The following is an 18,944-nucleotide window of genomic DNA, read 5'->3' on the forward strand; positions in this document are numbered from 1 at the left end:
GGTCATCCTCCCGTCCGGCCGCTGTCCTGGCCACGGGTTTTCCCGCCCCCGGAAGGCCCCGCGAGCATGCCGCGCAGCAGCTCGCCGACGCTCTCCCGCAGCTCCTCCCTGGCGGGCGCGCGGTCGTGGTACGGCCCCGCCGTGCAGGTGAACAGCACGCCGTCGGACCACGCGCCGAGCGACAGCGCGTGCCGCTGCGGCTCGGTGGACCCGGCCGCGGCCATCAGCTCCGCCATCAGGTCGCGGAAGCCCTGCCCCGCCGCGTCGTAGATCGCCCGCAGCTCCGGCCGCCGCGAGGCCTCCAGGGCCAGTTCGAAGCGTGCGACGGTGTGCTCCCGCCGGCGGACGACGAGCCGGTGCAGCACGGTCGCGATCGCGTCCGCCAGCGCGTCGAGGCCTTCCGGCGGGCCGGGGAACTCCGCCGGGGTGACGACCTCCGCGTCGCGCCGGGCGAGCTGCCGCACCGCCAGCTCCAGCAGCGCGAGGCGGGTGCGGGCGTGGTTGGAGGTCGAGCCGGGCGGCAGCCCCGCCGCCTCGTCCACCGCCCGGTGCGTCAGCCCGCGCATGCCGCGCTCGGCGATCAGGGCGAGGGCCGTGTCGGCGATGAGGGTGGTGCGGGGCGAGGGGACCGGCGCGGAGGGCTTCTCAGCGGAGGGCTTCTCAAGGGACATGATCCCCAACCTACCCCCTTCACTACAGAAGTAGTGCGGCATCACTACGGCCGTAGTAGCCTGGAGTTACTACACCCGTAGTAACCGGGAGGGAAAACCATGCCAGCACCGCGCGCAGTCGTCATCGGCGGCGGAATCGGCGGCCTCACCGCCGCTGCCGCCCTGCACCACCAGGGCTGGACCGTCACCGTCCTCGAACGCGCCGCCGCACTCGAACCCGCCGGCGCCGGCATCGCCCTCGCCGCCAACGCCCTGCGCGCCCTCGACACCTTCGGCGCCGGCGACGCCGTCCGCGCCCTGTCCGGCTGGCAGGCCGACGGCGGGCTGCGCCTGCCGAGCGGCCGCTGGCTCTCCCGTACGAGCAACGAGGCGGCGGCCCGGCGCTTCGGCGGCCCGGTCGTCGTCGCCCACCGCGCCGACCTCGTCGCCGTCCTCGCCTCACGCCTCCCCGAGGGCGCCGTCCGCACCGGCAGCCCCGCCGTGCTCGCCGACCCCGGCGGGCCCGGCCGCCCCGCCCGCGTGACCACCCCCGGCGGAGAGCTCGAAGCCGACCTCGTCGTCGCGGCCGACGGCATCCACTCGGCGACCCGCGCCCTCCTCTTCCCCGGCCACCCCGGCCCCGTCTACGCCGGGTTCACGGTCTGGCGCGTCGTCGTGCCCCGCCCCGCCGAGCCCTTCCCCGCCCACGAGACCTGGGGGCGCGGCATGATCTGGGGCACCATCCCGCTGCACGACGGCCGCGTCTACGCCTACGCCCAGGCCAACGCCCCCGCCGGAGGCCGGTCGCCCGACGGCGAGCTCAACGAGCTGCGCCGCCGCTACGGCGGCTGGCACCACCCCGTCCCCGCGATCCTCGCCGCCGCCGACCCCGCCGCCGTCCTGCGCAACGACGTCCACCACGCCACCACGCCGCTGCCCGCCCACCACCGCGGACGGGTCGTCCTGCTCGGCGACGCCGCCCACCCCATGACCCCCAACCTCGGCCAGGGCGGCTGCCAGGCCATCGAGGACGGCGCCGTCCTCGGCCTCCTCCTCGCCGGCGCCGGCGACCTCGGCCGCGCCCTGCCCGCCTACACCGCCCAGCGCCTCCCGCGGACCACGGAGGTCGTCCGCCGTTCCGCCCGGATCGGCCGGCTCGTCTCCCTCTCCGCCCCTCCGGCCGTGGCCCTGCGCACCGCCGCCCTCGGCGCCGCCAACCTCTTCGGGCCCCGTGTCGTCCTCCGCAGCCATGACGGCATAGCGGACTGGCACCCTCCCGTACACCCGTATGCTTCCCAAACGAAGGCACGCACCAGGGAGGCGCTGTGAAGGTCGGCTGCATCGGGCTCGGAGACATCGCGCAGAAGGCGTACCTTCCGGTGCTGGCGGCACAGCCAGGGCTCGAACTCCACCTCCACTCCCGCACCGCCGCCACCGTCCGGCGCGTCGCCGGCACCCACCGCATCCCGGACGCGCAGTGCCACACCGAGCTGGACTCGCTCCTCGCGGCCGGCCTCGACGCGGCCTTCGTCCACGCGTCGACCGCGGCCGACCCCGAGCTCGTCACCCGCCTCCTCGAAGCGGACGTCCCGGTCTACGTGGACAAGCCCCTGGCCTACGACCTCGCCGCGAGCGAGCGGCTCGCCGGGCTCGCCCGGGACCGCGGCGTCAGCCTGGCCGTCGGCTTCAACCGCCGCTTCGCGCCCTCCTACACCCAGTGCCTCGACCACCCGCGCGACCTGATCCTGATGCAGAAGAACCGCATCGGGCTCCCCGAGGACCCGCGCACGCTGGTGCTCGACGACTTCATCCACGTCGTCGACACCCTCCGCTTCCTCGTCCCCGGGACCGTCGACCACGTGGACGTCCGCGCCCGGGTCCGCGACGGCCTGCTGCACCACGTCGTGCTCCAGCTCTCCGGCGACGGCTTCACGGCCATCGGCACCATGAACCGGATGAGCGGCTCCGCCGAGGAGGTCCTGGAGGTCTCCGGGCAGGACACCAAGCGGCAGGTGATCAACCTCGCCGAGGTCATCGACCACAAGGGGCAGCCCAGCATCCGCCGCCGCGGCGACTGGGTGCCCGTCTCCCGCCAGCGCGGCATCGAGCAGGCCGTCCTCGCCTTCCTCGATGCCGTACGGGCGGGCAAGCACCTCGACGCCGAGGACGCGCTGCGCACCCACGAGCTGTGCGAACGCGTCGTCAGGGACGCGCAGGCCCAGGCTTCCTGACCCGCCGTCGGACGGCGGCGACACCTCCGGCGGCGCACGTGCCGGCCACGACCGCCACGGACGCCAGGACGATCCGGTCCCCGTACCGCACGTAGGGGCTGGTGCCCCCGCCCAGCGGCACGTCACGGACGACGGCCGTGCTGCGGCCGGTGCCGAGCGGCGGGCCGACCGCCCGGCCCCGCGGGTCCGCCACCACGCTCACTCCCGTCAGCGTCGAGTGCACCACCGGCCGCCAGGTCTCGGCGGCCCGCAGCGCGGCGAGCGAGGCGTGCTGCCACGGGGCCCAGCTGTCCTGGAACGTCGAGGTGGAGGACTGAGCGACGATCACCTGGGCGCCGTCGCGCGCCAGTTGCCGGCTCATGTCGGGGAACGCCGACTCGAAGCAGACCAGCGGGCCGAGCCGCAGACCCTCCGGCGCGGAGCGGGTCGCCGGCAGCCGCATCACCACCTGGTGGTCGCCGCGCTTGCGGTCCTCGCCGGCCGCCTTGCCCACGGAGGTGGCCCAGCCCAGCAGCGAGCGCGCCGGCACGTACTCCCCGAACGGCACGAGCCGCATCTTGTCGTAGCGGTCCCCGGTCGGCCCGCCGGGGCCGACGAGCACGGAGCTCTTGAAGATGCCGGGCCGGTCCGAGCGGCGCGCGTCCACGTTGACCAGCAGGTCCGCGCCCACCGCGCGGGACAGTGCCGTGAGCCGGTCCCGGAGGCCGGGGTGCTCCGTGAGGTCGCCGCCGACGCCGCTCTCGCCCCACACGACGAGGTCCACCCGCTGCCCGGCCAGCCCCCGGGTGAGCGCCTCCTCACGCTCGAACCGGCGCTCGACGCTGCCCGTCCCGTCGACGACTCCCGGCTGCACGAGGGCGATCCGGACGGTGCCCGCGGAACGTGGCGAAGGCGCCCACACCCACACCCCGGCGACGACCGCTGTACACGCCACCAGACCGACTAGTCCGGTGATACGCGCGCGAGAACCCCAAATGACCGTGGAAATCGCGGTGTTGAGGGCCACGAGGAGGAAACTAACCAGCCAGATCCCGCCTACAGAAGCGAGCTTCAGGGCGGGTGCCACCTGCCACTGGCTCGCCCCGAACAGCCCCCACGGACCGCCCAGATACTCCCATGAACGGGCAAGTTCGACCATCAACCAGCCGGAGGGGACGGCGAAGAGGGCCCAAGCGGCCCGCACCGGGCCCGGTGAACCTCCCAGCAGCCGCTGGACCAGCACGCCCCACGGCGCCCACAGCAGCCCCAGCAGCGCTGCCAGCACCAGGATGAAGACGTGCAGGCTCGGCAGCAGCCAGTGGTGGACGGCCAGCAGGAATCCGCCACCGCCGAGCCAGCCGTCGAGCGCCGCCCGCCGCGCGCCCGGCGCCGTACGGATCAGTGACAGCCAGGGCACGAGCGCCACGTAGGCCAGCCACCACAGGGACGGCGTGGGAAACGTGAGCGCGGGCAGCGCTCCCGCCGCCACTGCCGCCGCCGCCCGCGGCCAGGGCCGGGTCAGCAGCCGGGCGTACGGGCCGTCCGTCGGTCGCATCGTCATGGCGTGCCTCCCTGGGCCCGAACGGTCACCGCCGCCGTAGATCATCGATCATCCGTCCGCGCAACGTATGAGCGGGATCCGGCCAACCCTTAGGTTTTCGAACATCGGAGGATCATGGGGAAAAAACTTCGACATCGAGGTGCAATATTCCACCGCTGTCACTCAGGGGAAAAGCTCCTTTGGCCGGGTCCGGTCAGAAACGATCCGAAGTGAGCCTTGCATCCCGCGCTGGAAAGATGTGACCGGGTATGCGCCGCGGGTTATCCCCGGTCCACCCTGGGCAGGTACCGCGCAAAAGCGGACAGGAACGCTGCGAGCCGGCCTGGGGAGGCGCCGTGACGGGCGTGCGAGATCGCATATCAGTACAGCCCTTGGAGATCGTGCCCTTCTACTGTCCGATACCGCCGGCGGTGCACCCGAGCGTCCGGGAGATCGACCGCACCTCGGTCGACTGGATGCTCCAGCAGCAGCTCGACACCTCCGCCCACCAGCGGCAGCGCCTCGCACGGTGCGACTTCGGCGGCCTCACGGCCCGGACCATGCCCTACGGCCAGTCCGGACCGCTCTCCGCCGTGGCCAAGCTCCACGCCGTGCTGTTCTCCCTGGACGACGCCCTGTGCGACGAGTCGACCGCCACCGCCCACGGCCTGGCGCACGCGACCTCCCGCATCATGCGCGTCCTGGAAGCACCGCTGCCCGAGTGGCCGGACGACTCGCCCCACGCCGCGGCGCTGCGGACCGTACGCCTGGAGCTGGCCGAGCACGCGACACCGGGCCAGCTGCGGCGCTGGACCGAGGGCATGCGCACCTACCTGAGCGGCCTGGTGTGGGAGGCCGCCTGCCGTCGTGACCGGGCCCTGCCGTCCGTGAACGACTACGCCGCCATGTGGATGCGGGCCATCGGCATGGCCCCCTCCACCGCCCTGATGGACATCGCCGGAGGCTACGAACTGGACGACCGTGACCTGGACCGGCCCGAGGTCCGGGCCCTCACCGAGATGACCTGGACGCTCGTCGCCTGGGACAACGACTTCTACTCACGGAACAAGGAGATCCAGCGTGCCGGAGACAACCTCAACCTGATCGACGTCCTCGCCCAGGAGCGGGGCTTCGAGCCCGCCCGCGCCCAGGAAGAGGCCATGGCGATGCGCGACCGCGTCATGACGCTCTTCCTGCGCCTGCGCGAGCAGATCTGGCCCCGGGCCGGGGTGGAACTGCGCTGCTACCTCGTGGCGCTGGGCCACTTCATCCGCGGGCACCTGGACTGGGCCTCGCGCTGCGCCCGCTACCAGGACCCCTACGGGACCGCCACCGCCGTGGAGTGGTGGAAGCCGGCCCCGTCGGACGACAGCCCGGACCCGCTGCCGGTCCCCGCCATCGCCTGGTGGTGGGACCAGCTCGACACCGGCCGCTACCGGCGCAGCAGCAGCCGCCTCAGCGACCCCCACCACGAGCGCCGCGAAGCGGGCGGCTCCGCGCCGCCGGCCCGGACCGGCGGCGCCGGGATGGCCGGCTGCTCGGCCCGCTCCGGCTGAGCCGGCGCGGGCGGCTCCGGCGCGGGCGCCACCGTCTCCTCCGGAGGCAGCGGCGCCCGCGCCGTGAACCGGACCGGAAGCCCCGTCAGGTGACGGGACATCAGCGTGGAGCGGTACGCCAGATCCCGCTCCTCCACCGCGAGGGTGAGGTCGGGCAGCCGCAGCAGCAGGGCGTCGATGCCCTCGCCCGCGATCGCCCGGCCGATGTCCTGGCCCGGGCACTCGTGCTGACCGCCGCTGAACGCCAGGTGCGAGCGGTTGCCGTGGACGGGGACGTCGGGATCGGGGCGGATCACCGTGTCCATGTTGGCGGCGGCCAGCCCCAGGATCAGGGCGTCCCCCTCCTTGATCTGCTGACCCGCCAGCTCCGTGTCCTGCGTCGCCCAGCGGCCCAGGATCGTGATGAACGGCGGCTCGTCCCACAGGACCTGCTCGACCGCGTCCGGCAGCGTCATGTGCCCGCCGGCCAGGGAGGCCTGGAAGCGGTGGTCGGTGAGCACCATCTTCAGGGTGTTCGCGATGAGGTTCGCCGTGGTCTCGAAGGCCGCGATCAGCACCAGCCGCAGATGCTGCTGCACCTCGTCGTCCGACAGCCCGGAGGGGTGCTCCAGCAGCCAGCTGGTGAAGTCGGCGCCCGGCTCGACGCGTTTGCGCGCCACCAGCTTGCGCAGCGTCTCCTGGACGAACTCGTTGCTCGCGATCGCCGTCTCGGTGCCCTTGATCATGTCCCGGGCGGCGTTGACCAGCTGGGGGCTGTACGCCTCCGGCATGCCCAGCAGCTGCGTCATCGCCATCATCGGCAGCTGCTCGGCGAACTCGTGCACCAGATCGGCCCGGCCCGAGGCGCAGAAGCGGTCGACGAGCTGGTTCGAGAACTGCGTGACGTGGCGGCGGATGCCGCGCTTGTCGAAGCGGGCGATGCTGTCGTTGACGGCGCCGCGCCAGCGCTCGTGCTGCCGCCCGTCGGCGAAGACGCAGATCGGCTGCCAGGTGGTGATCGGCGTCAGCGGGTGGGTCGGCGCCACGCGGCCCTCGCGCGCCTCGATCCAGCGCCGGGAGTCGCGGGAGAAGCGCGAGGGGGTGCGCGCCACGTCGAGGTTCTCGCGGTAGCCGAGGACGAGCCAGGCCGGGACGTCGTCGTGCAGCAGGACGGGCGCCACCTGGCCGTGCTTCTGGCGCAGCCGCTCGTACAGCCCCATCGGGTCGGCCTCGGCCTCCGGGCCGAAGAGCCGGGTGACGCCCCCGGGGCCGGTGGCGTGCGCCGGGCACTGCGGGGGAGGCCCGGCCGGGGAGGTGGTGCGGGGACGTTCGGAAGGGAGGGTCACTGATGCTCCGTGGAGGCGGTGGTGAGCGTGTAGAGGTAGCGCATGAGGGTCAGCAGGGTGTCGCGGCAGGACGCGCGGTCGCGGGCGTCGCAGTCGACCATGGGCACCGAGGGGTCGAGGTCCATGGCGGCGCGGAGCTGTTCCATCGGGTATCTGGGGGCCTGGGGGAAGCGGTTGACGCCGACGACGAACGGCACTCCCTTCTCCTCGAGACGCCCGATGACGTCGTAACTGACGTCCATGCGGCGGGTGTCGAGGAGGACGACCGCACCGAGGGCGCCCTCGAACAGGCCGTTCCACAGGAACCAGAAGCGCTCCTGGCCGGGAGTGCCGAAGAGATACAGCACCAGCTGGTCGTTGATGCTGATCCGGCCGAAGTCCATGGCCACGGTCGTCTCGGTCTTGTGCTCGATCCCGGCGATGTCGTCCACGCCGACGCCGGCCTGGGTCATCGTCTCCTCGGTGGTCAGCGGCCGGATCTCGCTGACGGAGCCCACCAGGGTCGTCTTGCCGACCCCGAACCCGCCGACGATGACCACCTTGACGGCCGCGGTGGCCGAGGCCGGCAGCACGTCCTCGCTGCGCGGCCCCGCATAGGTCTCCAACCCCGGGGAGTCAGAGCTTCTGTAGTCCATTCATCACCGCCTCCAGAAGTTGTACGTCGGGCAGTGCCGCCGCCGGGACCGGCGGGCGGGCCTCCACGTGCCGGCCCGCCACCAGCTCCGTGAGCAGCAGGGTCAGCGTGCTGACCGGGAGCTCCAGATAGGCCGATATCTCGGCGACGGAGAGCGGGTAGGCGCACATCCTGACGATGGCGGCGTGCTCGGGCTGCAGCCCGGGGTCGGCCTCCGACCGGGACACGATCAGCGTCACCAGGTCGAGCTCCGTCTTCCGCTCCGCGCGGGCCTGGCCTCCGGTGAGGATGTACAGCCGGTCGGGGCTGCCGGGCGCCGTCGGGGAGCCGGGTCCTTCCGTACTCATGTCACCGGCCCGCCGACCCGCGGCGGGCTGGTGAGATGCGAACCGATGCGGGCCACCAGGTCCCGCATCCGCATGCCCATCAGCTCGGCGTCCACGTCGTCGTCGGCGAGCACCGCCAGGAAGGCCCCGGCCCCGGCGGCCATCAGATAGAAGAACCCGCCGTCGACCTCGATCACGACCAGGCGCATCTGCCCGTCCCCGTGCGGGAATTCGCCGGCGATCGCCGTCGAGAGGCTCTGCAGCCCGGCACAGGCGGCGGCCAGGCGGTCCGCCGCGTCCGGGTCGGTGCCGTGCTGAGCCATGCGCAGGCCGTCCGAGGACAGCACGATCACGTGGCGGGTCTGCGGAACACTGGTTGCCAGGTCCTTGAGCATCCAGTCCATGTTGAGCCGCGGCTGCGTCACTTGGCTACTCTTCCTTGTCCGACGGGATATCACTGTTCGCCCGGCCGGAGTCCGGCTCCAGGGACTCCCCGTTGATGCCGCGGTTGAAGGCGGCCAGCCACATCCCGGGCTGCTTGGGTGCCTCTTCCGGAGCGGCCGGTGCGGCGGGCGGGGCCGGCCGCTCCCGCCGTTCGGCCGCGCCCCGGCCGAACGGGAGCGGCGCGGGGCCGCGGCGGCGGCGCCGCTGCGGCAGCCCGCTGTCGCCGAGGGGCGGCGGGATGGGGTGCTCCATCATCGGCGGGGCGGTCTGCGGAGCGGGCGGGGGGATCTTCTGGCCCGGGCGGCGCTTGGACTTGATGGGCGGGAGCTTGGCCGCGCGGGCGATGTCGCCGCCGGGGTGCTTGCTGGCGGTGATCAGGTCCATGGGGATGACGAGCACGGCCCGGACCCCGCCGTAGGCGGAGGGCCGCAGCGACACCAGGAGGTTGTAGGTGCGGGCGAGGCGGCTGACCACCGCGAGGCCGAGCCGCGGCGCCTCGCCCAGGTCGTCGAGGTCGAGGTCGCCCTCGCGGGAGAGGACGCGGTCGGTGCGGCGGCGCGCCTCGTCGGTCAGGCCGACGCCGGCGTCCTCGATCTCGACCGCGATGCCGGACTGGATGTCCACGGCGGTCAGGTGCACCCGGGTCTGCGGCGGGGAGTAGCGGGTGGCGTTGTCCAGCAGCTCGGCCAGGGCGTGGATGACCGGCTCGACGGCGGGCCCGACCACGGCGACGTCGGCCACCGAGTGGAGGTCGACGCGGCGGTACTCGAGGATCCGCGACATGGCGCCGCGCAGCACGTTGTAGAGGGGGATCTCGTTCTTCCACTGGCGGCCGGGGCGGGAGCCGCCGAGGACGGCGATGCTGTCGGCGAGCCGGCCGGTCAGGGCGTTGCCGTGGTCGAGGTGGAGGAGGTCGCCGAAGACGTCCGGGTCGTTGCCGTGCTTGTGCTCCATCTCCCGGATGTCGTAGGCCTGCTGGTGGACGATGGCCTGCATGCGGCGGGCGATGTTGACGAAGGCGCGCTGCGCGGAGTCGCGCAGCCCCTCCTCCGCCTGGACCGCCTCGATGACGGACTTCAGCACGGACCGGTGGGCGGTCGCGTAGCCGGGTTCGAGGTCGTGGGCGGGGAGGGTGTGGCGGAGCACGACCTCGGTGGGGGCGCCGCGCTGCAGGAGGTGGATGGCCCGGGGCAGCAGCTCCTTGGCCAGCCGCCGGGTCTCCGCCTCGTGCTGGTCGAGCTGGTAGCGCAGGCCGGCCTCCTGCTCGGCGCAGCGCCGGCGCAGGGCCGTGATGACCCGTCCCCGCCGGGCGGCCTCGGAGCTGGCCAGCGCCACCGCGACCGTGGCGGACGACCCGCACCAGGCCACGGGCACGCGGGCGTCGGGGGTGGCGGCGAGGATCGCCGTTCCCGTGCACACGGCCAGGACCAGGGGGGAGATCAGCCATATCAGAGCGGAGACGGGCCGCCGTTGAACTGACGAGCCGGTACCAACCATCGGGATCCTCGGAACTCTAAAGAAGGCGTAACTGCGTCGGGGCCCGGCGCGGGGCATTCCCCGGATGTCTGCCGCGGGGAACGGCGCGGGCGCAGCACTTGTGCGCACCGTGAAGTAGTCGCCACAACCCGCTGCGCGACATGGAGCGTAGCCGGTCGGGCGGGGGTCCGGCGCGAAGTTGTCATATTCGCAGATCGGCCTGACGCGGGAATTCGAAAGGCTCCATAATGGCCTCGCGCTTCGAATTCCGAATGGGTTTACGAAACGTGTGAATATGTGTTCGGTGCAAGTGGGGCGTGTTTCCCGTGTTGCCCCTGGGGTCCACGAGGGCCCCGGGGGCGCCCGGGGCGAGGTCACGCTCCCGGGTGGTCCGTCTGCCGAACCCTGCCCCTGGCCTCACGGACGGGGCTAGGCTCGCCCCACCACATCTTCCGGGGAGACAACGCCATGTCAGGGCATCAGCGTGAACAGAACGCATCCGCCGCCCTGTTCGAGCGGAAGCTCGAGCTGCAAGCCGCTGAGGAAGCGCTGCAAAGGCTGTGCGGGACCGAGACCGAAGGGCGGCCCCGGCTCGGCGGCCTGCTGCTCTACAACGGCGAAGCGGGCCTGGGGAAAACGGCGTTGCTCGCCGAGACCCGCAGGATGGCCATGCAGGACCGCAAGTGCACCGTCCTCTTCGCGCGCGGCAGCGAGTCCACGCAGGCCGTCCCCTTCCACGTCGTCCGCCAGCTGTTCCAGCCGGCGCTGGCGCCGCTCTCCGAGGACGAGCGCAAGCAGCTGCTCGCCGGCTGGTACGAGATCGCGGGCCCGGCGCTGGGCATCGTCCCGCCGATCGGTCCGCAGGACCCGCAGGGCGTCCGCGACGGCATCGACTGGCTCGTGAGCCAACTCGCCTCCCGCCCGGAGCCCCTGGTGGTGCTGATCGACGACGCGCACTGGGCCGACGCCGAGTCCCTCACCTGGCTCGGGTACTTCGCCAACCGGCTGCGCGAGGCGCCCCTGCTCGTGGTCATCTCCTACCGTCCCGAGGAACTGGACGACGCCGCGCCGGTCTTCCGCGACCTGGTCGTCGCGCGCGGCAACCGTCCCGTGGAGCTGCGCCCCCTGACGCCGGAAGCGGTCAACAGGCTGGTGCGCGACGCCTTTCCGGACCAGGCCGACGCGCCCTTCTGCCGCGAGGTCTGGGCCGTCACCGGCGGAAACCCCTACGAGACCGTCGAGTTGATCGCCAAGGCGAAGGAGCGGGGCCTCAAGCCGCTGGAGGAGTCGGCACCCCTCCTGCGCGACCTCGGCGCCGCCTCCCGCGGCACCGGACTGGTGGCCCGCCTGGAGCGGCTCGGCACCGCCGTCACCCGCTTCGCCTGGGCGGCGGCCGTCCTCGGCACGGAGATCCAGCCGTCCCTGGCCGCCAACCTCGCGGGCATGGGCCCGGCCCAGGCCGCCGAGTGCGCGGACAAGCTGCGGTACGCCCGTATCCTCGTCGGCGCCATCGACCTCGAGTTCGTCCACCCGCTGATCGCGACCGCCATCTACGCCTCGATCCCGCCCGCCACCCGCACCGCCATGCACGGGCAGGCGGCCTGGTCCGTCACCGAGGCGGGCCAGGGCGCCGCCGCGGCCTCGCGCCACCTGCTGGAGGTCCACCCCGACCACGACTCCGAGCTGGTGGAGCAGCTGCGCGTCGCCGCCCGCGAGCACCTGGCGGTCGGCGCGCCCGACGCGGCCCGCCGCTGTCTGGAGCGCGCCCTGCAGGAGCCGCCGCCCGAGGAGGAGCGGGCCGCGGTCCTCTACGAGCTGGGCTGCTCCGCGCTGCTCACCTTGCCGCCGACCACCGTCAACCACCTCAGGTCGGCGCTCTCCCTGCCGCACCTCACCGAGGAGCTGCGGGTCGACGCCACCTACCGGCTCTCCCAGGCCTACGCCCACAACAGCCAGCTGCGGGAGGCCGCCGCGGTCGTCAAGGAGCAGGCCGAGCGCACCCCGCCCGGCCCCGGGCGGATGCGCCTGCAGGCCGCGCACTACCTGTGGCAGGGCATCCAGGTGGAGGAGCAGGACTCGCTGGCCCGTTCGCGCCGCATCGCGGAGCTCACTGAGCGCCTCCCCGGCCGGGACAACACGGAGCGGACGCTGCTCGCGCTGCGCGGCTTCGACGGCATGATCCGCGGTGAGGACGCCGTGCAGGTGGTCGAGTTCATGGGGCGCGCCCTTGTGGACGGCCGCCTCGCCGAGGGCATGGGCTGGACCAACACCGAGTGGGGCTTCGAGGTCCCGAGCATCATCGGCATCACCTTCGCCTACACCGACCGGCTCGACCAGGCCGAGGAGCTCTTCAAGGAGGCCGTGACGGCCTTCGAGATCTCCGGCTGGAGCGGTGGGCACCTCGCCTTCGCGCACGACTTCCTCGGCCTGGTCTTCCGCCGCCGCGGCGAGCTGGACGAGGCCGAGGCGATGCTGCGCGAGGGGCTGCGGCTGGGCAAGCGCCTCGGCCCCGGGCTGCCGATCCACTGGGACGGCGCGTGCCTGCTGATCGACACCCTGCTGGCCCGCGGCCGGGTCGACGAGGCCCAGGCCTTCGCCGAGGAGAACGGTTTCCGGCCGCCGTACACGCCCGCCATCGTGCTGCCCGACGCCGCGTCCCTGGCCGGGCGGCTGCTGCTCGCCCGGGGCCGCAAGAAGGAGGCGATCGCGGAGCTGGAGGCGGCCGGGCGCAGGCTGGAGGAGCGCGGCCGGCACAACACCATCTGGGCTCCGTGGGCGCTCGACCTCGCCCTTGCCGTGGCCGACGAGGATCCGGAGCGGGCCCGTACGCTCGCCGACAAGGCGGTCCGGCACGCGGCGGTGTTCGGCACGGACACGGCGGTCGGTGACGCCCTGCGCCGGGCGGCCCTCGTCGCCGAGCCGCACGAGGCCCTGGTGAAGCTGGAGAAGGCCGTGGTGCACCTGCGCCGCTCGCCGTGCAAGTACGAGTTCGCGGAGGCCCTGGTCGCCCACGGCGCCGCGCTGCTGGAGGCGGGGAAGCTGCCCGAGGCGGCCGAGCGGCTGCGCGAGGGCCTGGAAGTGGCCGAGCAGTGCGCGGCGGACGGGCTGGTGGAGACCGCCCGGGCCGCTCTCGCCTCGGCGGTGTGCGAGGGCGTCGGTCCGACGGGCGACGCCGTGCGGTGAGCATGGCGGGTCCGCGCCGGCCGGCGCGGACCCGCAGGGCCGCTTTCAGGAGGCCGCGCGGCGGCCGCTCTTCCTGGTCGCCGCCGTCTTCTTGGCGGTTTTGGCCGTGGTGCTCTTGGCGGTGGTCTTCCTGCCCGTGGAGGCGGTGGAGGCCGCCGTCTTCTTCTTGCCGGCCGTGCGTTTCTGCGGTGCTGCGGACTTCTTCGCGGTGCTGCGGGCCGATTTCCCTGACGCGGCCGTCTTCTTGGCGGTTCTTCCCGGTCGCTCCGCCTTTTCTCCGGGCTTTCGCGCCGCGCTGTCGATGGAGGCCTGGAGGGCGGCCATCAGGTCGATGACGTTGTCCGGTGCGGGCGCCGTCTCCTTCTTGGGGACGGGGCGGTCGGACAGATGGGCGTTGATGAGCTCGCCCAGGGCGATCTCGTACTCGTCCTCCTGCTCTTCGAGGTCGAACTCCTCGGAGAGGGTGTCCATCAGGCTCGTGGCCATCTTCAGCTCCTGCGGCCGCACCGTGACCGAGGAGGGCGGGGCCAGGTCGCCCGCGTCGCGGATCTCGTCCGGCCAGTACATGGTGTGCAGCGTGAGCAGGTCGCCGTGGACCCGCAGCAGGGCCAGGGACTCCCGGGTGCGCAGTGCGATCTTGGTGACGGCGACGCGCTCGGTCTGCTTGAGGGTCTCGCGGAGCAGCACGTAGGGCTTGTCGGCCGCCGCGCTCTCGGGCGCCAGGTAGTAGCCGCTGGAGAGCTGCAGGGGGTCGATCCGGTCGGAGTCGACGAAGGCGAGCACGTCGATGAGCTTCTTGCTGGGCAGCGGCAGGCCGGCCAGCTCGTCCTGGGTGACGACGGCGGTGTGCCCCTCGTCGTCCTGGTAGCCCTTGGCGATGTGCTCGTAGCCGATCTCCTCGCCGCAGGCTTCGCAGACGCGCTTGAGGTGGATCCGGCCGCCGTCCTCGTCGTGGACCTGGTGCAGTCTGAGGCCGTGTTCCTGGACGGCGGCGTAGAGCCGCACCGGTACGGACACCAGTCCGAAGCCAATTGCACCTTTCCACATGGTCCGCATAGTTTTATCCCTCCACGGGGAATTCCTACCTTATGTCTGTCTCCTCCGAGCGGCAGGCGGTGGAGATCGAGGGCCACCGGCTGGCCCTGACCCACCTCGACCGGGTGCTGTTCCCCGCCTCAGGCCACACCAAGGCGCAGGTGCTGCAGTACTACGCGCGGATCGCCCCGGTGATGGTGGCGCACACGGCCGACCGGCCCGCCTCGTTCGTCCGCGCCCCGGAGGGACCCGGCGGGCAGAGCTGGATCGCCAAGAACCCGCCCGGCGGGGTGCCCGGATGGGTGCGGGTGGTGCCCGTGGAGCACCGCGAGGGCGTCACCGAGCAGATCGTGATCGACACCACGGCCGCCCTGGTCGCGCTGGCCAACCTCGGCGCGTACGAGGTGCACGTCCCGCAGTGGACGGCGACCGCGGGCCCTGACGGCCACGACCGGCTCGTCCTGGACCTGGACCCCGGCCCCGGCACCGACCTGGTCGTCTGCTGCCGGGTCGCCCAGCGGCTGCGCCAGCTCCTCGACGACGACGGCCTCACCGCCCACGCCGTGGTCTCCGGCTCCAAGGGCCTGCACCTGTACGCGCCGGTGCACGCGGCGACCGGGCGGGCGGCGGGCGGCTACGCCAAGGAGCTGGCGGCCCGGATGATGGGCGAGCATCCGGGGCTGGTAGTCGTCTCGATGGCCCGCGTCGAGCGCCGGGGGAAGGTGCTCATCGACTGGTCGCAGAACGCGAGCGCCAAGACCACGGCCGCCCCGTACACCGTGCGGCTGCGGGAGGGCGCCCCCGGTGTCGCCGCCCCGGTCACCTGGGACGAGGTCGCCGCGTGCCGGGACCCGGCCGACCTCGCCTTCACCCCCGAGGAGGTGCTGGACCGGGCGGAGGCGTACGGGGACCTGCTGTCGCCGCTCACCGGCGACGCCACCCGCGCGCACCTCCCGTGACGCCCCCTCGCCTCAGCCGAGCCGGGTCAGGTCCGGCCGCAGCCGGTGCCAGACGGGGTGGCGGAGGCGGCCCGCGGCCGTCCAGCCGGAGAAGACGACCTCGGCGACCAGCCGGGGCTCCACCCAGTGCGCCCCCGGCACGTCGACGGGCCCAGGGAAGGGCGCGTCCGCGCGCGGGATCACCGACAGGTAGCGGGCGAGCTCCCGGCGTTCGCGCTCCGAGAGCCCCGATCCGACGGATCCCGCGTAGCGCAGGCCCTCCGGCTCCTCCACGCCCACGAGGACGGCCCCCGGCAGCCCGGACAGCGCGCCGCGGCCCTCCGCCCAGCCCCCGATGACCACGTCGATCGTGACGACGTGCTTGGTCTTGCGCCATTCGGGGGACCGGACGCCGGGGGTGTAGACGGACGTGAGCCGCTTCGCCACGACGCCCTCGAACCCGGCTTCGAGCGTGGCGTCCCAGGCCTGCTGGGCGTGGCCCGCCACGTACGCGGGCACCGACCAGGCCGGGCCCGCGAGGTCCAGGCCCTCCAGGACCGCCCGCCGCTCGGCGTAGGGCAGGTCCAGCAGGGACCGGCCGCCGAGGTGCATGACGTCGAAGAGCATGAGGCGCACGGGGTACTCCGCCGCGAGCCGGGCGGCACGGCGCGCGTCGGTGACGCCCATGCGGCGCTGCAGCAGACCGAAGTCCGGCCGCCCGGCGGCGTCGAGGACGACGACCTCGCCGTCGAGGACCGCGGGCCGGCCGCCCAGGTGCCCGCCCAGGGCCCGCAGTTCGGGGTAGGTGACGCCGGCGTCGTTGCCGGCCCGGGTGACCGGCCGTACGGTGCCGTCGCCCCCGACGCCCACGACCAGCCGGATGCCGTCCCACTTGACCTCGAACGCCCAGGCCGCGTCCTCGCCCGCGGCCGGCAGCGGCCCCGGGGTCGCCAGCATCGGCCGGACGGCGGGCGGCGCGGCCGGGGCGCGCCCGGCGGTCGGGGCCATCGTCCGCCGCCTACTTCTCGCCCCGCGCCCAGTCCAGCAGCTCGGGCGCCGTCCACGTCGTGATGATCCGCTCGGCGGGCACCCCGCACTCCTCGGCCCGGGCGCAGCCGTGGATCTGCCAGTCGAGCTGGCCCGGGGCGTGCGCGTCGCTGTCGACGGAGAACAGCACGCCCGCGTCGAGGGCCTGGCGGATCAGCCGGCGCGGCGGGTCCAGCCGCTCCGGCCGGCAGTTGATCTCCACGGCGGTGCCGAATCGCGCGCACGCGGCGAAGACCATCGCCGCGTCGAACACCGACTCCGGCCGTCCCCGCCCTGCCAGGAGCCGCCCGGTGCAGTGCCCGAGCACGTCCACGAGGGGGTTGGCGACGGCCCCGACCAGCCGGCGGGTCATGGCGTCCGCGTCCATGCGCAGCTTCGAGTGGACCGACGCGACGACGACGTCGAGCTCGCCGAGCAGCCCCGGCTCCTGGTCGAGGGAGCCGTCGTCGAGGATGTCGCACTCGATGCCGCGCAGCAGCCGGAAGCCGTCGCCGAGCGCGTCGTCCACCTCGGCGACGACGCCGAGCTGGGCGCGCAGCCGCTCGGCCGTCAGACCGCGGGCGATCGTCAGCCTGGGGGAGTGGTCGGTGAGCACCGCCCACTCGTGGCCGAGGCCCTGCGCGGCGCGCGCCATGGCCGCGATCGGGCTGCCGCCGTCGGACCAGTCCGAGTGCATGTGGCAGTCGCCGCGCAGGGCCGCCCGCAGCGCCTCGCCGCCCTCGGCCAGCGGCTCCTCCGCCTCCTCGGCCAGCTTGGCCAGGTAGCCGGGCACGCGCCCGGCCAGGGCCTCGGCCACGACGGCCGCGGTCTTGGGGCCGATGCCCTTCTCGGCGGTCAGCGTGCCGGCGGCCGCCCGCCGCCGCAGCTCCTCCTCCGGCAGCCCGGCGATCACGTCGGAGGCCGTGCGGAACGCCTTCACGCGGTACGTGGGCGCGTCCGCGCGCTCCAGCAGGAAAGCGATCCGGTCCAGCGCCTGCACCGGGTCCATCGCACCACCGCCTCCTCGCCTCTCGTCCTACGGTGCGCGCTCCGCGGGAGACGCGCATGCCGCGGGGCGCACCCGCGGGTGAACCCGTGAGTAGGCGCGGGACGGGGTGGGGAGGGTCCGGGGCATGAGAGCCCCTTCCTCCGCCGTTCCCGCCCCCGACGCCGCCCCCTCCTCCGCAGGCGCCTCCGGCGCCTCCCGCAGAGCGGGCCGCGTCGTGGTCCTCGGTGCGGGCATGGCCGGCCTGCTGGCCGCGGCCGCGGCGGCCCGGCACGTCGGCGAGGTCGTGATCGTGGAGCGGGACCGGCTGCCGGACGGGCTGGAGCCCCGCAAGGGCCTGCCGCAGGCGCGCCACGCGCACCTGATGATGTCGGGCGGCGCCCGGGCCGTGGAGTCCCTGCTGCCGGGCACCATCGAAGGGTGGGTGAGCGCGGGCGCCCGCCGGGTCCCGCTGGGGACCGGGCTGGTCGCGTTCGGCCCGCAGGGCTGGTACCCGCGCTGGCCCAGCACGCAGTTCCTGATGGCCTGCACCCGCGACCTGCTGGACCTGGTCGTCCGCGAGCGCGTCCTGGCCCTGCCCGGGGTCGTGCTCCGCCAGGAGACCGACGCGCTCGCGCTGCTCGGCGACGCGCGGCGGGTCACCGGCGTGAAGGTCCGCACGGCCGGCAGCCACTCCGCCGAGGCGCTGGAGGCCGACCTGGTGATCGACGCCTCCGGGCGCGGCTCGCAGGCCGCGCGCCGCCTGAACGAACTCGGGCTGCACCCCGCCCACGAGGAGACCGTCGACACCGGCATGGTCTACGTGACCCGGATCTTCCGTGCGCCGCCGGGCAGCGAGCGCTTCCCCGTCGTCAGCGTGCAGGCCGACCCGCACGGCGCGATGCCGGGGCAGGGCGCGACGATGCTGCCCGTCGAGGGCGGCCGCTGGCTGCTCACGGCCTGCGGCACGCGCGGCGGCGAACCGTCGCGCGAGGCCGGGGAGTTCGAGCCGTTCGTCCGCAGCCTGCGCCACCCGCTGATCGCCGACCTCATCGCGGGCCTGGAGCCGCTGACCGACGTCCACCTCACCCGCAGCACCGTCAACCGCCGCCGCTACTTCGAGCGCCTGCCCGCCTGGCCCGACGGCTTCGCCGTGGTGGGGGACGCCGTCGCCACCTTCAACCCCGTCTACGGCCAGGGCATGTCCGTGGCCGCCCACTGCGCGACCGCGATCCGGGACCTGCTGGCCGAGCACGGCGTGGCGGCGCCCGGTCTGGCCCGGCGCGTCCAGCGCGCGGTCGGCCGCGCCGCGAGCAGCCCCTGGGACCTCGCCACCGGCGAGGACATCAACTACCCCGGCGCGATCGGCGAGCGCCCCCCGGCCGCGGCCCGGCTGCTGCGCGGGTACGTCCAGCGCCTGATGCGCACCGCCGTGGTCAACCCCGTCGTGCTGCGCTCGCTCTACGACGTGATGACGCTGTCCGCGCCGATGACGGCCCTGGTCAGCCCGCCCGTGGTGCTGGGGGTGCTGCGCGGGCCGGGGGCCGGCGTGCGTACGGAGCCCTCGATCACGGCAGCGGAGCTGGCCGTGTGCGGGCTGGGCCCGAGGTGACCAG

General features: G+C 73.8%; 15 protein-coding genes. 6 read left to right on the forward strand and 9 right to left on the reverse strand.

Annotated elements, in window-relative coordinates; all coding sequences use genetic code 11:
* Positions 1 to 2: 2 nt before the first annotated feature.
* Positions 3 to 671, reverse strand: a complete 669-nt coding sequence (locus B7P34_RS14370; protein WP_106676514.1) for a TetR/AcrR family transcriptional regulator — start codon at positions 669 to 671, stop codon at positions 3 to 5.
* A gap of 99 nt (positions 672 to 770) precedes the next feature.
* Here B7P34_RS14370 and B7P34_RS14375 point away from each other — a divergent pair, with 99 nt between their 5' ends.
* Together B7P34_RS14375 and B7P34_RS14380 are read left to right on the forward strand one after the other, a co-directional pair.
* Positions 771 to 1,979, forward strand: coding sequence for an FAD-dependent monooxygenase (locus tag B7P34_RS14375; RefSeq protein WP_106676516.1), 1,209 nt, complete (start codon positions 771 to 773; stop codon positions 1,977 to 1,979).
* Positions 1,976 to 2,881, forward strand: coding sequence for a Gfo/Idh/MocA family protein (locus tag B7P34_RS14380; RefSeq protein ID WP_106676517.1), 906 nt, complete (start codon positions 1,976 to 1,978; stop codon positions 2,879 to 2,881). The genes B7P34_RS14375 and B7P34_RS14380 overlap by 4 nt, the downstream gene beginning before the upstream one ends.
* Here B7P34_RS14380 and lnt read toward each other — a convergent pair.
* On the reverse strand, positions 2,853 to 4,421 hold the full coding sequence (gene lnt, locus B7P34_RS14385) for an apolipoprotein N-acyltransferase (RefSeq protein ID WP_106676519.1): 1,569 nt from the start codon (positions 4,419 to 4,421) through the stop codon (positions 2,853 to 2,855). The two genes, B7P34_RS14380 and lnt, sit on opposite strands and share 29 nt — an antisense overlap.
* 410 nt (positions 4,422 to 4,831) lie before the next feature.
* Between lnt and B7P34_RS38570 the strand changes: the two genes are divergently transcribed.
* The gene (locus B7P34_RS38570; RefSeq protein WP_223267846.1) at positions 4,832 to 5,956 is read left to right on the forward strand and encodes a terpene synthase family protein; all 1,125 of its coding nucleotides are present in this window, start codon (positions 4,832 to 4,834) and stop codon (positions 5,954 to 5,956) included.
* Between the two features lie 1,321 nt (positions 5,957 to 7,277).
* On the opposite strand, the gene B7P34_RS14395 is transcribed toward B7P34_RS38570, so the two are convergent.
* From B7P34_RS14395 to B7P34_RS14410, 4 genes are read right to left on the reverse strand one after another with little or no spacing between them, the layout of a single operon-like run.
* Positions 7,278 to 7,916, reverse strand: coding sequence for a GTP-binding protein (locus B7P34_RS14395; protein WP_106676522.1), 639 nt, complete (start codon positions 7,914 to 7,916; stop codon positions 7,278 to 7,280).
* Positions 7,897 to 8,262, reverse strand: coding sequence for a DUF742 domain-containing protein (locus B7P34_RS14400; RefSeq protein WP_030364421.1), 366 nt, complete (start codon positions 8,260 to 8,262; stop codon positions 7,897 to 7,899). Before B7P34_RS14400 ends, B7P34_RS14395 begins: the two co-directional genes overlap by 20 nt.
* Entirely contained in the window at positions 8,259 to 8,666 is a 408-nt protein-coding gene (locus B7P34_RS14405) for a roadblock/LC7 domain-containing protein (RefSeq protein ID WP_106676523.1), read from the reverse strand. Before B7P34_RS14405 ends, B7P34_RS14400 begins: the two co-directional genes overlap by 4 nt.
* Positions 8,667 to 8,670: 4 nt before the next feature.
* Positions 8,671 to 10,104: an ATP-binding protein gene (locus tag B7P34_RS14410; protein ID WP_223267847.1), complete on the reverse strand. Its 1,434-nt coding sequence runs from the start codon at positions 10,102 to 10,104 to the stop codon at positions 8,671 to 8,673.
* A 525-nt stretch (positions 10,105 to 10,629) separates the two neighbouring features.
* Here B7P34_RS14410 and B7P34_RS14415 point away from each other — a divergent pair.
* A complete protein-coding gene (locus B7P34_RS14415; RefSeq protein WP_106676527.1) occupies positions 10,630 to 13,344 on the forward strand; it encodes an ATP-binding protein in 2,715 nt (904 codons plus the stop codon).
* A gap of 45 nt (positions 13,345 to 13,389) precedes the next feature.
* On the opposite strand, the gene B7P34_RS14420 is transcribed toward B7P34_RS14415, so the two are convergent.
* Positions 13,390 to 14,391, reverse strand: coding sequence for a Ku protein (locus B7P34_RS14420; RefSeq protein WP_286157476.1), 1,002 nt, complete (start codon positions 14,389 to 14,391; stop codon positions 13,390 to 13,392).
* Positions 14,392 to 14,432: 41 nt separating this feature from the next.
* Between B7P34_RS14420 and ligD (B7P34_RS14425) the strand changes: the two genes are divergently transcribed.
* Positions 14,433 to 15,338, forward strand: coding sequence for a non-homologous end-joining DNA ligase (gene ligD, locus B7P34_RS14425; RefSeq protein WP_106676530.1), 906 nt, complete (start codon positions 14,433 to 14,435; stop codon positions 15,336 to 15,338).
* Positions 15,339 to 15,350: 12 nt separating this feature from the next.
* Here ligD (B7P34_RS14425) and ligD (B7P34_RS14430) read toward each other — a convergent pair whose 3' ends face one another.
* Positions 15,351 to 16,325, reverse strand: a complete 975-nt coding sequence (gene ligD, locus B7P34_RS14430) for a non-homologous end-joining DNA ligase (protein ID WP_106676532.1) — start codon at positions 16,323 to 16,325, stop codon at positions 15,351 to 15,353.
* 10 nt (positions 16,326 to 16,335) lie between these two features.
* Entirely contained in the window at positions 16,336 to 17,352 is a 1,017-nt protein-coding gene (locus B7P34_RS14435) for a PHP domain-containing protein (RefSeq protein WP_106676534.1), read from the reverse strand.
* Positions 17,353 to 17,476: 124 nt separating this feature from the next.
* On the opposite strand from B7P34_RS14435, the gene B7P34_RS14440 reads away from it, so the two are divergent.
* Positions 17,477 to 18,940, forward strand: a complete 1,464-nt coding sequence (locus tag B7P34_RS14440) for an FAD-dependent oxidoreductase (RefSeq protein WP_146166818.1) — start codon at positions 17,477 to 17,479, stop codon at positions 18,938 to 18,940.
* Positions 18,941 to 18,944 lie beyond the last annotated feature (4 nt).

Source organism: Streptosporangium nondiastaticum (assembly GCF_003011965.1).
Taxonomy (GTDB): domain Bacteria; phylum Actinomycetota; class Actinomycetes; order Streptomycetales; family Streptomycetaceae; genus Streptomyces; species Streptomyces nondiastaticus.

What these genes read in the sequence shown, in the direction of transcription:
- B7P34_RS14370 (WP_106676514.1), bottom strand. Translation starts at nt 671, where the DNA reads ATGTCCCTTGAGAAGCCCTCCGCTGAGAAGCCCTCCGCGCCGGTCCCC.
- B7P34_RS14375 (WP_106676516.1), top strand. Translation starts at nt 771, where the DNA reads ATGCCAGCACCGCGCGCAGTCGTCATCGGCGGCGGAATCGGCGGCCTC.
- lnt (WP_106676519.1), bottom strand. Translation starts at nt 4,421, where the DNA reads ATGACGATGCGACCGACGGACGGCCCGTACGCCCGGCTGCTGACCCGG.
- B7P34_RS14395 (WP_106676522.1), bottom strand. Translation starts at nt 7,916, where the DNA reads ATGGACTACAGAAGCTCTGACTCCCCGGGGTTGGAGACCTATGCGGGG.
- B7P34_RS14400 (WP_030364421.1), bottom strand. Translation starts at nt 8,262, where the DNA reads ATGAGTACGGAAGGACCCGGCTCCCCGACGGCGCCCGGCAGCCCCGAC.
- B7P34_RS14415 (WP_106676527.1), top strand. Translation starts at nt 10,630, where the DNA reads ATGTCAGGGCATCAGCGTGAACAGAACGCATCCGCCGCCCTGTTCGAG.
- B7P34_RS14420 (WP_286157476.1), bottom strand. Translation starts at nt 14,391, where the DNA reads ATGTGGAAAGGTGCAATTGGCTTCGGACTGGTGTCCGTACCGGTGCGG.
- ligD (WP_106676530.1), top strand. Translation starts at nt 14,433, where the DNA reads ATGTCTGTCTCCTCCGAGCGGCAGGCGGTGGAGATCGAGGGCCACCGG.
- ligD (WP_106676532.1), bottom strand. Translation starts at nt 16,325, where the DNA reads ATGGCCCCGACCGCCGGGCGCGCCCCGGCCGCGCCGCCCGCCGTCCGG.
- B7P34_RS14435 (WP_106676534.1), bottom strand. Translation starts at nt 17,352, where the DNA reads ATGGACCCGGTGCAGGCGCTGGACCGGATCGCTTTCCTGCTGGAGCGC.
- B7P34_RS14440 (WP_146166818.1), top strand. Translation starts at nt 17,477, where the DNA reads ATGAGAGCCCCTTCCTCCGCCGTTCCCGCCCCCGACGCCGCCCCCTCC.